Source organism: Opitutaceae bacterium, assembly GCA_015075305.1.
Lineage (GTDB): Bacteria > Verrucomicrobiota > Verrucomicrobiia > Opitutales > Opitutaceae > UBA6669.
Window position 1 is genome coordinate 153,113 of sequence record JABTUS010000008.1, and the last position, 12,579, is coordinate 165,691.

Consider the following 12,579-nt stretch of genomic DNA (forward strand, 5'->3'; position numbering starts at 1 on the left):
ATATGATTTTTTTGTTGATTGATGAGCGGGATGGTCCATGCCTGTGCGCCGTTTGTGTTCTTTGCATCGCTGGAGACCAGGGGAAGGCCGTGAGAATCGGCCACAGTTGCGCTGCGGTATCGCATCACAAACCTCCACCGCGCCCGTCGAGGGCGTGGGCAGAGCCAATCGATTCAGATCGATGAAGGCGGAGGCGAGGCGCTGGCGGTTGCTGAACAAGCATTCGCCGGCACATATGCGGAGTCCGAACATCCTGCCTCCGGCGCTCACGCAGCCGGTGCGAAAATGCGCGGATCGGCTGTGACTCCTTCATCGCATCAATGAAGCGTGAGAGTTCGAGGGAATCCGTTTTATCCGGAGGCCTCTGCTCTTGCCATAGAAAGCAGTCCTCCATGCACCATCAGACGGGTGCCCGCCTTGCGGGCATTTTCCGTGCCGGCGTGCCGGCACTTTTCCCAATCGCGTTTGCGGCGTCGACCGTGAATGCCGCCAATGCGGGTGTTTCAGCCGCCCAGCGCGTCGCCTGGCTTGACCCCTATGTTGTCACGGCCACCAGGACGCCGGCTTCACCCCGGTCCATTGGAAGCGTCGTCGATGTGATCAGTGCGGCGGATCTCGAACGCCGCCAGGTCTCCTCATTTGCGGAGGCGCTTGCCGCCGCGAACGTTCCCGTGCTGGCGTCGGGTCAGCGGGGGGCATCAACCTCCATTTTCCTCCGCGGGGCGAATTCCAATCAGACGCTCTTCCTCGTGGACGGCCTGCGCTTCAACGATCCAAACACCGATTACGCGGTGACGCTTGGCGGGAGCTGCGTGTCCGCATGCGACAGCCTTGAGATTTCGCATGGCCCGCAGAGCACGCTTTATGGCGGCGAGGCGGTGGGCGGAGTAATCTCCCTGCGCAGCCAGCGTGGCGCCGGTCAGGGCAGCTCAAAGGTTGCCGTCGAGGGAGGCAGCTTTGGCACGATTCAGGGGGCCTTGTCCTCGCAGGGCGAACGGGCGGACGGATGGGCGTACAATGTCGCCGTCCAGGGCGGCGTCACGGAAAACGACCGCATCAACAATGATTTCAGGAGCGGCAATCTCACCGCCCGGGTGGACCGCACGGTCTCGGAATCGCTGGCCCTGGGTGCGACCCTGCGCGGATTTCAGGGAGTCTACGGGTCCCCGGGAAGCCGGTTCACGGACGATCCGGACAATGAGGAGCGCGAGTCGAACTGGCTTGGGACTGTATTTGCTGATTGGATACACAGCCGGAGGCTGCGCACGCATGTCGTTGCGGGCGGACAAGACCGACGCTTTGTTTCGGAGAATCCAACGGCCGGGCGGCCGACCTCGACGACGATCGTCAAGAACCGCCGCGCGGTGATCGACTGGCAGACGACCTTTGACGGACTGAATGCGCATCGCATCACGGGAGGTTTCACCGGGGAGGCGAATCACACGCTGAACACGGGTTTTGGCGCGATTGACGACAGCCAGCACCTGCTCGCCTTTTTTCTGCAGGACGAGTTCACGCCCGTCGAGAAACTGCACCTCACGGCGGGATTGAGGCACGACGATTTCGACACCTTTGGACGGCACACGACCGGAAAGGCATCGGCCGCCTGGCTCGTGCTGGATGGAAGGCTGAAGCTGCGGGGAAGCTGGGGGACGGCGTTTCGGTCGCCGAGTTTCCTGGACCTCTATGGACAGAGCGCCTTCTACGTGGGAAATCCGCATCTTCGGCCGGAGCGCGCGCGGGGAGGGGATGTCGGCCTCGACTGGTACCTGGCTGACGATCGGGGAACGGTGAGTGTCACGTGGTTTCAGACACGATTTCGCGATCTGATTGTATCGGACTTTTCCCAGATGCCCAGTTCCGTGGCGAACGTCGGCAGGGCTGAGACGCGCGGAGCTGAGCTGTCGATGAAGTGGGCGGTGTCCGAAGGTGCGCAGCTTCAGTTGGGCTACACCTATCTCGAGGCGGACAATGAGTCGAGCGGACGACGCCTGCTCCGGCGTCCACGCCACAGCGGCAACATTGATCTCTGGCGCGATTTCGGCGGCGGTTTCAGCGCGGGGGCCGGACTGCGCGTCGTGAGCGGACGGGAGGACGTTCATGCCGCGACGTTTGCCACGATCGATGGCGAGGATTACTCAGTCGCCCGAATCTACGCGGCATGGGAGGTGACCGAACGCCTGACGATCAAGGCGCGAGTCGAGAACGTGTTCGACGAACGCTACGAGGAGGTTCACGGCTATCCGCAGCTGCCGGTGGGAGGCTTTGCGGGCGTTGAATGGCGGTTCTGATTGATTGCGCGTGGCGGGATCAGTCGGCGAAACTCAGCCTGCTGTTGCTGCTCAGGTAGTCGGTGATCGCCTGCGCGAAAATCAGGCCGAACTCGGCCCGCTTCTTTTCGCCCATTCCAGAGATGCCTTTCATGGCGTCGACGGTCGCTGGGTAGAGGCGGGCCATTTGTCGCAGGGTGGCGTCCCCGAAAATCACGTAGGCGGGAACTTTTTTCTCGTCCGCAAGACGCTTCCTCAGGGCCCGCAACTGCGAGAAGAGGATGTCGTCGCAGGCAATCTCACCCTGTCGCGGCACGGTGATGCGCGTGACCTTGGGGGCCGCCGGAGCCTGGCTCAGCAGGATTGTCTGCCGGGATTTCAGTGCCTCGCGACCCGGGGCGCTGAGCTCCAGCGTGGCGAATTCGCCCGCGCTCCGCTCGAGGTAGCCTCGTCTGAGGAGCTCCCGGCCGACGCGTGTCCATTCGCTTCGCGGGAGCTCGCTGCCTATGCCGTAGGTGGAGAGCTGGCGGTGATTCCAACGCTGGATCTTTTCAGTGTCGGCGCCGGAAAGCACGTCGGCGATGTGGTTGATGCCAACCCCGAATCCGCTGGCCTGATGAATGCGGTAGACGCATGAGAGGAATTTCTGTGCTACCAGCGTGCCGTCGTAGGTGGAAGGGGGATCCTGGCAGTTGTCGCAGGCGGCGCAGGTTTCGAGGGAAAAAGTCTCCCCAAAATAGGAGAGAATGTCGCGGCGGCGGCAGGTGGTGGACTCGGCGAAGGACACCATCTGGCGCAATTGTGCCCTTGCGACCTGCTGCTCTATGGGATCGGTGATCGCCTCTATGAAATGATTCTGACGGGCGATGTCGCCTGCGCTGAAAAGCAGCAGGCAGTCGCCGGGAAGTCCATCGCGCCCGGCCCGCCCTGTTTCCTGATAGTAGCTTTCGAGGTTTTTCGGAAGATCGTGGTGAACGACCCAGCGGACGTTCGGTTTGTTGATGCCCATGCCGAAGGCGATGGTCGCGCAGATTATCGTCACCTCGTCGCGGAGGAATTTTTCCTGGTTGCGAGTCCGCTCCTCCGCGCTGAGACCCGCGTGATACGGGCGGGCATTGAGTCCGCGGCCGTTGAGCGAATCGGCGAGGCGCTCGCAGGTGGCGCGACTGCCGCAGTAGACGATGCCGCTTTCGCCCTGCCGCTTGCGGATGAAATCGACGACCTGTCGGGTCGGCTCATCCTTCGGAATCACCCGGTAGGTCAGGTTGGGTCGGTTGAAACTTGCGACAAAGACGTCCGGCGAACGCAGGCGCAGGTGATTGATGATGTCAGCCCGAACGCGCTCCGTGGCGGTCGCGGTGAGCGCCATGAATGGGGTGTCGGGCACAAGGTCGCGCAGCCGCGAAACCTGCCGGTAGTCGGGACGAAAATCATGACCCCATTCCGAGATGCAATGGGCTTCGTCGATTGCGATGAATTCAACGTTCCAGGTCCGGAGGTTTTCCTGCCAGTTGTCGAGCATGAGGCGTTCTGGCGAGACGTAGAGCAGCCGCCACTCGTTGCGATGGAGCCCCGCGAGCCGCGACCGCGCCTCGTCGGCGCCCAGGGTGGAATTGAGAAAGGTCGCGGGCACACCCATGGCCTGCAGTTGATCGACCTGATCCTTCATCAGTGCGATCAATGGTGAAACCACCACGGTCAGACCGGGGCGGACGAGTGCGGGAAGCTGAAAGCAAAGCGACTTGCCACCTCCGGTGGGAAGCAGGGCGAACACATCGCGGCCAGCGAGCGAGGCCTCGATGATTTCGCGCTGCAGGGGGCGGAAGCGATTGTAACCAAATGTGGTGGCGAGAGTGTGAAGCAGTTCGGGCACGATGAAGTCCGCGTATGAAACGCGGCCTTGAGCACGGCACAAAGAAGACAGCAGTCGAGCACGCAAATTGGCCGAATCGGGGCGGCCGCCGGCTGCATCGGCCGGCCTGTCGTTGCCTGCGGAAGGTCAGGCGTACGCGATCGACTCGCAGCCGTACACGGGTCTCGATGAGACAAAATAGTCCCTGCCGACATCCGTTTGACTCTGACGGTCAAATTCCGGGGCGCATTCAGCGATGAGTTTGCGAAGGTTTTCCCGGGCCCGGGCGATGCGGCTCTTGACTGTGCCGACATTGATTCCGAGCGTGCGCGCGATGTCCTCGTAGGGCAGATGCAGCGTATTGCGCATCGTGAGGATTTCGCGTTGGCGTGCATCGAGCTTCTCCATGCAGGAGGCGATCAGGTCGGCGAATTCATTGGTCACCGTCTCCTGCGCGGGATCGCCGCGGTCAGCGGCTATGAAGTCGCCCAACGTCGCCCCAGTTTCCTCACCGAAAGGTCGATCGATGGAAATGCTGTCCTGCCGGCGTCGTCGGAAGAAATACCAATAGCGATTGCGGGCGAGATTGAGGGCGATGCGGTAGAGCCAGGTGGCCAGTGAAGAGTCACCGCGAAAGTTTGCGAGTCCGCGGTGCACTCGGAGGAAGGTGTCCTGGGCGATTTCCTCGGCGTCGGCGCGGTTCCGCAGCAGATTCAAAGCGAGACCCATGATCCTGCCATAGTAGCGGTTCATGATTTCGGTGAACGCCGTTTCGTCGCCCGTGGTGAAGCGTTTGACAAGAGCAGCGTCGAAGGCGGCCTCGGCCTTCGTCTCAGGCTGGGTGCGTTCGCGGTCTGCGGTTGCGACTTTGGCACCGGGCGTTGGATGTGCGATGGATGCCTGTCGGTTGGGCTCCGGATTGGAGAATATCTGACGTGCGGAGCGTGAAGGCTTCTGAGGCTGATTTGTGAGTGTGGCGGACATGGCGTGGCGCGCTGCGGATTGAAGCGGAAATGGGCTCGGAATGCCCAACGCGCCTGTAACTCAATCCGTGCCATCACCCATCGCGCATGCGTAAATATACCGCCTCAAAACGCTTACCGAGCTGCCTGTGATTATTCAGTGCGCAGAAAGCGTGCAATCTGAGCGACGCTTGCGCGCCGTTCTTGCAGAATGCATGACGGGGCGCCCAACAACCCGCGCAATCAGCCTTTGGGCTCACCAGCTCCGGGCGCACCTGTCTTTTCCGGCTGGAGGAAAATGCCCTTGAGTGGATGGAGATCCAGAAGGTTGCTATGCCAGCCCTTCACCTCGGGTCGCTGCAGATTGTTCCGCACGTAGAAGTAGATCGGCAATATGGGATTTTCCGCGGCGATGATTTCCTCGCAGCGCTGGAATGCGGCAAAACGTTCGGTGTCGTTCGGCGCCAATTCCGCCGCGGCAATCAGGCGGTCATATTCGGCGTTCGACCATCCGGTCTGATTGTTGCCGTTGTCCGTGGTCATTGTGTCGAGGAAGGTGCTGGGATCCAGGTAGTCGCCCACCCAGGCGTAGCGGGCGATCTGATACGACAGGGTCCGCATGGTTTCCACGTAGACCTTGGCTTCCTGATTGAAGAGGGAGACTTCTATGCCCAATTCGCGGCGCCACATCTGCTGGATGGCCTCGGCGATCTGCCGGTGCCCCTCGCTGGTGTTGTACAACAACTCCATGCGTGGGAAGCCCCTGCCGCCAGGAAAGCCCGCGTCGGCAAGAAGCTGGCGAGCCTGCACGGGATCGTACGGGACATCGGCCCTGGCCGTGAAACCTGCAATATTTGGTGGTGTGAGATGACCCGCGGGAATCTGCCCTCCCTTTGTGACGTGCTCGACGATCTGCCGGCGATTCACCGCCAGCGTGAGCGCGCGGCGCACGCGGGCATCATTGAGGGGAGGCTTCGTGACATTGAACCTGTAGAAGTAGGTGGCCAGCATCGGGTCCTGATTGAGCATCAGCCGGAGAGCGGGATCGTTTCGATACACGGCGATCTTTTCGATGGGTATGCTGGAGGTGATGTGCAACTGGCCGGCGCGGAACATGGATTCCTCGGTCGAGGTGTTCTCGATGGGAAAAAAGACGACGGACTCCAGCTTGACCCGATCCCGATCCCAGTAGGTCGCGGATTTTTTCATGCGGATCAGCTTGTTCGGCATCCATTCGGCGAGCGTGAAATAACCGTTGCCGATGAAATTTCCGGGTCGCGTCCACGCCGAGCCTCGTTCGTAGGTCCGCCCAAATTTCTCCAGTGTGGGCCGATGCACCGGGTACCATGCCGCATGGCAGACGAGCTTGGGAAGATACGGCACGGGATGCGTCAGCGTCAGGACGAGCGTGTGCGGATCGGGCGCCTTTGCGCCCACAGTTGAGAAGTCGGATGTCTCCCGTTTGTAGTAGGCCTCTCCATTCTTGAGAATGAAGAGCATGCCAGCGTACTCCGCGCCCAGGCTGGGCGTGAGCATGCGCTGATACGACCAGACAAAATCATTTGCGGTGACGGGGTCGCCGTTTGACCAGACGGCGTTTTGGCGAAGGTGAAACGTCCAGGTCAGCTTGTCGTCGGAAACATTCCAGCCTTCAGCGACGGCCGGCACGGGCTCGCAGGTGCGTGCGTCGTATTGCGCGAGCCCCTCGATCAATGCCATGATCAGATTGAAAGTCTGCTGGCTGTCGGCGATCTGCGGATCAAGATCGTTGGGCTCGCTGAAATTGCCGACGAGAAGGGTCTGCGTGCGGTTGCCGAGTTCGACAGCGGATTCGCGTGGCGCGCACCCCAAAAACAGGAGCGGGAATGCGCCGATGGCGATTCCCGCAGCCAGAAACCCAGACGAGAAGCTCCGGTGCCTCACGGTGCCGGGCTGGCGGAGGGGACCTCTCGAAGTCTTGATTCAATCGTGTTCATGCGCGCGACGAGATCAGCCTCGATCTTCTTTCGGTCGGTGCTGTTGACGATGCTCATCTTGGAGACATCCTTGATGACATTCGCGGGAAGCGTCAGCAGCCGGGTCAGCACACCCTGGTCCTTGAAGGTGCTGAGGTAGAGGGCGGTGACCTCATGTGAGAGCGAAAGCGATTCCCTCGCGACGGCCTGTGTGGCTGCGAGGTCGTTGTGCAGCTTCTGATTCTTTGCCAGTTCGGCGGTGAGAAGATTGCCGACTTGATCGGAAATCCGCTGGCTGTAGCCGCTGATGGCGTCGCGCGTGAGCGATTGATCGGAAGCCATCTGCTCGAGGATGGGCTGGATGCGCGTGGCAAGGCGGTCGCCTACCTTGTCGACCTGTTCATTCTGCTGAGCTTCCGCCTCCTCGGGAGTCTTGGGGAGCGCATTGTAAGGTTGGATCTTCACCGCGATGGCCTCGGCGAGCTTGTTGACGCGCTCCTCGGCGGCCTTGGACATTTCCGCATCGGTCATGAAAACATCGGCGGAGCGTTTCGAGATGGCATCCTTGAGGATGCCGTTCACGGCATCGATCTGCCGCCGGCTTTCATCGGCCGCGGCACGGATTTCCGCGTTGGTTTGTTCCCGCACGACCGCGAGTTCGCGCTGCTGTGCTGCAATGGTTTCTGAAATCGTGCGTTTATGCAGCCAGTAGGCTGCGCCGCCGATGATCAACACGGTGATGATCACGGCCGGAAGTTGTTCTTTAAGTTTTTGCCACATGGAGGTTTGGAGGGGACTATCGGAGTTTAGCGCAGACCGAAGCGAATGCAATGCCGCGGTGCATGCGGAAAAGGCGTTGTTTTTGGAACCGCAAACCACACCTTCGCCGCATGGGTCTCAATCGGGCAGAGCAAACGCTTTCTGATTACGTTCTGACACATGTGGATGAGAGACAGTATTGGCAGGAGAAGGTTCGAGAGGTCTGTCGAAATTTTTCTGATGAGCACGAAGCAGCCCGCCGGTTGGAGGCAGCAATCAAGGTCTATTTTCGCGAACGAGCGTCAGTGGTGAGGGAATTGGGAGAGGTTGCCGCCCGAGAAGGGTTGACGGCAGTCAGCCTGCGCACGCTTGCCGAATACTGGATTCGCGTCTGGACGGTTCCGCGCAAGAAAGTCGTCCGAAGTCGATCGATTATGGATCGAATTGATCTACAATGATTAACGGTGAAAAGCCAACGGGCAAACCGCGATCGGGCGTGCCTCCTATGCACGACGGGTTGAATCGGTGTTTGCTGCAGCGACGGACGAAAAATGTCATAGGGCGCTTACCAAGAGCTAGTTGTGTATATCGCGCAGAAATCTTAAAACACTTCGAACGTTTCTGAGGCACCAGCGTCTTTCTTTATGGTTCTGGTTATAACTTCTCCCGCTTAGCGGGAGATTTGGGGTAACAAAGAAAGCAATGGGCGGACTGCTTAGGGGTAGGCAGCCCGCCCTCTTTTTTTGTCCGAATAGCGGGATGTCTTCGCGAGAAGATGGGATGCGCATGCCGCGCTGACGCGTCGATTTTTCGTGTAAACCGTTGCTGCTTCAAATTCCTGCATCGTTGGTGAAGTCGAACATCGACACTCCCCTGGCGGCAGGATATCCCCATGTTATTCACAAAGCGATGGAACACTTGAGCGGGACTCCTGCCCTTGAATCGCAACCTGAGGTTTCCACGAAGATCAAGACCTTCGTCCTGGATACCAATGTTCTCCTCCATGATCCTCAATCGATCTTCAATTTTGAGGACAACAACCTCGCCATACCGGTCGAGGTGCTCGAGGAATTGGATGCCATCAAGACTGAGCAGTCGACCGAGCGCGGGAGGAATGCGCGTCGCGTGCATCGCATCCTGCAGGAACTTCTTCCCGATTCGCGTTCGATGCTGGAGGGGGTGCGGCTTCCCAACGGCGGCACGCTTTCGGTCATCATCAATCGCTATTTGATCGAGAATCGAAATGACACGCCGGCGATGCTGCGACTCCGCGCGATCCTGCCGGATCTGACGAAGAAGGACAATCGCATCATTGCCTGCGCGCTGTTCGTTCAGGAGCAGTTTCCTCCTCCAACGATACTCGTGACGAAGGATGTCAATGTTCAGCTCAAGGCGCGTGCCGTCGGTCTGGAATCCGAGGATTACCTGAACGACAAGGTGCCGGAGGTCGATGAACAGTCCTATCGGGAGATTCCCGTCAGCATTTATGAGATGCAGCGTTTCTGTTCCGAGGGTGAGCTCGACATTGGAATCGGATCGACGGAAGGACTGCACTTGAATGAATACGTCCTGCTGCGATCGGACCAGGACAAGACGATGCCCGCCCGCTGGTTCGGAGATGGGCTCGTGCGGCGATTGAAGATTCCCGAATTCGTGAAGGCGCCGGGCGGCATACCAATCCGCGCGCGCAATCTTGAGCAGCAGTTCTTCATGGATGCCCTGCTTGATGACAGCATTTCACTGATCACCTGCTTTGGTAAGGCCGGCACGGGCAAGACGCTGCTTTCAACAGCCTGCGCCCTGCATCAGACCTGCGATGAAAGTGGACGGTATGACGGCCTGTCGATTTCCCGTCCGGTCTTTGCCCTGGGGAAGGATATTGGCTACCTGCCGGGCTCCCTGGAGGAGAAGATGAAGCCCTGGCTGCAGCCCTATCACGACGCCCTTGAAGTGCTGATTCCTTCAAAGCCCCTGAAGGAACCTCAGTTCGCAACCAAGAAGGTCGCAAAGAAGAAGGCGAAGAAACGCGAGTCGGTGATGGCCATGATGGCCGCGCAGTCATCTACGAACGGGAGCCAGCCCAGCACTCTTTCGACGCCGGCCACGCCAATGAAGCCCTATGAACGGCTTCTTCGCTCCGGGATAGTTGAGATTGAGGCGCTGGCGTTCATCCGAGGACGGTCGATCGCGCGCCGCTTCTTCATTCTCGACGAGGCGCAGCAACTGACGCCGCACGAGGTCAAGACCGTGATCACGCGCATAAGCGAGGGTTCGAAAATTGTCCTGATCGGCGATCCGGCGCAGATTGACAATCCGTATGTCGATGCGCGCAGCAACGGGCTGGTCTATGCCCACAATCGCATGAAGGGACAGGCCCTTCATGCGCATGTGCAGCTCACGAAGGGCGAGCGATCGAAACTGGCGGAGCTTGCGGCGGACCTGCTCTGACAACGGAAGTGCGCGCCCGCCAGCTGGCGCCATCAAGCGTCCGCTTCCGCTTCCCGCGCCATGAGCCAGAGCAGATCGGCAAGCCGGTTTGCAATCTGGAGCAGCAGCGGCCTGACTGCGTCACCGCGTTCATCCACCAGCGCGACGAGCCTGCGTTCGGCCCGACGAGCCGTCACGCGAGCCATCTCAAGGGCAGCCGAATGCGGGTTGGCACCGGGGGACGCCCAGCCGTCGAAGCGAAGATTGCGCGCCTCAATGGCTGCAATGTCCGCATCAATGCGGGCGAGCGTGCCTTCATTGACCTTGGGAAAATTCGACGAGGCATACCGCGCCGCGTCAGCGGGATCGCAGGCGATTTCCCCCATGAGCGCGATGAGATCCGATTGCAGCGCGATCAGGTTGTTCCGGCGGCTCTGCACGGCGCAGTTCGCCTTCGCCACGCCGAGAGCGACATTCAGTTCATCGAATGCCCCCACTGCTTCAATGCGTGGATGCGATTTCGAGACACGCTGCCCGTAGATGAGTCGTGTCCTGCCGTCGTCGCCGGTGCGTGTTGCGATCGATGCCGCCATTGTTGGATTGGGAAATTGCCGCGAACCGCCTTCCGATGCGGCTGGTCCCGCGGCTGCAATCAGGCGATCCTTCTCGCGGCCAGCTGGGCGCGCAGACAGAGTTCCGCCGCCTTGAACGTGTGCGCCTGGGTCATCGCCTTGTCAGTGCGATTCAGACAGTCCAGGATCAGTTCACCAAAGAAGCGGAATCCAACCTTCCCGGCAACGTTGAGGTACCGTTCCCCGGAATCATCGACGATGTACACGTTGTCGCCCGTCTTGTCGCGACCGACGTCGACGTACTTGCGAAGCTCGATGTATCCTTTTGTGCCGAGGATGGTCGTGCGCCCGTCGCCCCAGGTGCTCAATCCCTTGGGGGTGAACCAGTCGACCCGAATGTAGTTCGACGTGCCGTTGTCCCCGAGCAGGGATGCCTCCCCGAAATCCTCGAGCTCCGGCGTGTCCGGGTTGTTGAAATTTGCAACCGCGGCCTGGGTGACCGTTGCGTCTGTCGCGGCGGAGAATGTGAGAAACTGTTCAAACTGATGGCTGCCGATGTCGCAGAGTATGCCTCCATACTTTGCCTTTTCGTAGAACCATCGCGGGCGGCTCTCCTTGGCTCCGATGCGATGCGGCCCCAGTCCGATTACCTGGATGACGCGCCCGATGGCGCCCTGGCTGACAAGGTCGGTGGCGAACATAGCGGATTCGACGTGCAGCCGTTCGCTGTAATAAACGGCGTATTTCCGGCCGGTTCTGGCCACGACCGCCTTGGCTTGGTCGAGCTGATTGAGCGAGGTGAACGGAGTCTTGTCGGTGAAATAGTCCTTGCCCGCCTCCATGACCCGGCAGCCGATCGGGCCGCGTTCGCAGGGAATGGCCGCGGCAGCGACAAGGCGCACGGATGGGTTGTCGAGAATCTCATCCAGCGAGCGCGCGGCCCTGGCCTGGGGATAGCGCTCGATGAACGTCTTGACCTTGGCGGGATCGGGATCGAACACGAGCGCGAGACTTCCGCCGGCCTCGATCAGTCCGTTGCATTGTCCATAGATGTGACCGTGATCCAGATGCGCGGCGGCGAAGGTGAACTCGCCGGGTTTGACAACCGGACTTGGCTTCCCCTGCGGGGCGTAATTCATGCCGTCGGATTTCTGGCTCATGCGTTTGGTTCTGGCAGGTGTGGGTGATGCAGGGAAGCGAAGTCAATCAAGTCCGGGTTGCGGAAGCGCGGGTCTCGGCGGCAAGCGCCTTGATTTCCGTGTCGAGGGTCTGGCGGAGCTTCTTGTCCATGCGGTCGATGAACAGGACTCCGTTCAGGTGATCGACCTCGTGCAGGATGCAGCGGGCAAGCAGGCCGTTGCAGACCATGGTGTGAGCGACGCCGTTAAGGTCCTGAAAGGCGACGCTTATCCGGTCGGGTCGAATCACATCGCCCCGGATCCCCGGAAATGAGAGACAGCCCTCCTCGTAGGCGAGGTTCTCCGAGGCCTGGATGCTGATCGAAGGATTGACGAGGGTCATGGGCATGATCAGCTCCAAGGGAGTGGCCACCCCGTCCAGCGACCAGGTGAAATTGCGTTTGGCCGATGCGAGATCGACCACGCAAAGCTGCAGGGCGAGTCCGATCTGCTGGGCTGCCAGCCCTATGCCTTCGGCCACATTCATGGCTGCGACCATTTCACTGGCCAATCTGGCGAGGTCGGCGTCGAAGACCGTGACATTGCGGCCTTTCTGCCTCAGGATCGGGTCGTTGTAATGAACTATTCGCAAGGGCATCGGTCG

At 60.2% G+C, this 12,579-nt stretch carries 10 protein-coding genes; 3 read left to right on the forward strand and 7 right to left on the reverse strand.

The genetic code is table 11. The annotated features are described in order from the left end of the window. Positions 1-392 precede the first annotated feature (392 nt). Positions 393-2,291: a TonB-dependent receptor gene (locus HS122_15840; protein MBE7539867.1), complete on the forward strand. Its 1,899-nt coding sequence runs from the start codon at positions 393-395 to the stop codon at positions 2,289-2,291. A gap of 19 nt (positions 2,292-2,310) precedes the next feature. On the opposite strand, the gene recQ is transcribed toward HS122_15840, so the two are convergent. The 4 genes from recQ to HS122_15860 form a co-directional block, all read right to left on the reverse strand. Continuing rightward, entirely contained in the window at positions 2,311-4,143 is a 1,833-nt protein-coding gene (recQ, locus tag HS122_15845; GenBank protein ID MBE7539868.1) for a DNA helicase RecQ, read from the reverse strand. Between the two features lie 126 nt (positions 4,144-4,269). Then, a complete protein-coding gene (locus HS122_15850) occupies positions 4,270-5,106 on the reverse strand; it encodes a sigma-70 family RNA polymerase sigma factor (GenBank protein MBE7539869.1) in 837 nt (278 codons plus the stop codon). Positions 5,107-5,327: 221 nt separating this feature from the next. Next, positions 5,328-6,803, reverse strand: a complete 1,476-nt coding sequence (locus HS122_15855; GenBank protein ID MBE7539870.1) for a peptide ABC transporter substrate-binding protein — start codon at positions 6,801-6,803, stop codon at positions 5,328-5,330. A gap of 200 nt (positions 6,804-7,003) precedes the next feature. Then, the gene (locus HS122_15860; protein ID MBE7539871.1) at positions 7,004-7,819 is read right to left on the reverse strand and encodes a hypothetical protein; all 816 of its coding nucleotides are present in this window, start codon (positions 7,817-7,819) and stop codon (positions 7,004-7,006) included. A 110-nt stretch (positions 7,820-7,929) separates the two neighbouring features. On the opposite strand from HS122_15860, the gene HS122_15865 reads away from it, so the two are divergent. Both HS122_15865 and HS122_15870 read left to right on the forward strand, forming a co-directional pair. Further along, complete coding sequence (locus HS122_15865; protein ID MBE7539872.1) at positions 7,930-8,256, forward strand: hypothetical protein; 327 nt, start codon at positions 7,930-7,932, stop codon at positions 8,254-8,256. Between the two features lie 451 nt (positions 8,257-8,707). Continuing rightward, entirely contained in the window at positions 8,708-10,246 is a 1,539-nt protein-coding gene (locus HS122_15870) for a PhoH family protein (GenBank protein MBE7539873.1), read from the forward strand. Positions 10,247-10,278: 32 nt separating this feature from the next. Here HS122_15870 and HS122_15875 read toward each other — a convergent pair whose 3' ends face one another. From HS122_15875 to def, 3 genes are read right to left on the reverse strand one after another with little or no spacing between them, the layout of a single operon-like run. Next, positions 10,279-10,818 (reverse strand): cob(I)yrinic acid a,c-diamide adenosyltransferase, encoded by a 540-nt coding sequence (locus HS122_15875; GenBank protein ID MBE7539874.1) that lies wholly within the window; start codon positions 10,816-10,818, stop codon positions 10,279-10,281. Positions 10,819-10,877: 59 nt separating this feature from the next. Next, the gene (locus tag HS122_15880; protein ID MBE7539875.1) at positions 10,878-11,957 is read right to left on the reverse strand and encodes a Gfo/Idh/MocA family oxidoreductase; all 1,080 of its coding nucleotides are present in this window, start codon (positions 11,955-11,957) and stop codon (positions 10,878-10,880) included. Between the two features lie 46 nt (positions 11,958-12,003). Continuing rightward, positions 12,004-12,573, reverse strand: a complete 570-nt coding sequence (gene def / locus HS122_15885) for a peptide deformylase (protein MBE7539876.1) — start codon at positions 12,571-12,573, stop codon at positions 12,004-12,006. Positions 12,574-12,579: the final 6 nt, after the last annotated feature.

Excerpts from the sequence above, each read along its gene's own strand:
- HS122_15840 (MBE7539867.1), top strand. The coding sequence starts at position 393 with ATGCACCATCAGACGGGTGCCCGCCTTGCGGGCATTTTCCGTGCCGGC.
- HS122_15850 (MBE7539869.1), bottom strand. The coding sequence starts at position 5,106 with ATGTCCGCCACACTCACAAATCAGCCTCAGAAGCCTTCACGCTCCGCA.
- HS122_15855 (MBE7539870.1), bottom strand. The coding sequence starts at position 6,803 with ATGGCATTGATCGAGGGGCTCGCGCAATACGACGCACGCACCTGCGAG.
- HS122_15860 (MBE7539871.1), bottom strand. The coding sequence starts at position 7,819 with ATGTGGCAAAAACTTAAAGAACAACTTCCGGCCGTGATCATCACCGTG.
- HS122_15865 (MBE7539872.1), top strand. The coding sequence starts at position 7,930 with ATGGGTCTCAATCGGGCAGAGCAAACGCTTTCTGATTACGTTCTGACA.
- HS122_15870 (MBE7539873.1), top strand. The coding sequence starts at position 8,708 with ATGGAACACTTGAGCGGGACTCCTGCCCTTGAATCGCAACCTGAGGTT.
- HS122_15875 (MBE7539874.1), bottom strand. The coding sequence starts at position 10,818 with ATGGCGGCATCGATCGCAACACGCACCGGCGACGACGGCAGGACACGA.
- HS122_15880 (MBE7539875.1), bottom strand. The coding sequence starts at position 11,957 with ATGAGCCAGAAATCCGACGGCATGAATTACGCCCCGCAGGGGAAGCCA.
- def (MBE7539876.1), bottom strand. The coding sequence starts at position 12,573 with ATGCCCTTGCGAATAGTTCATTACAACGACCCGATCCTGAGGCAGAAA.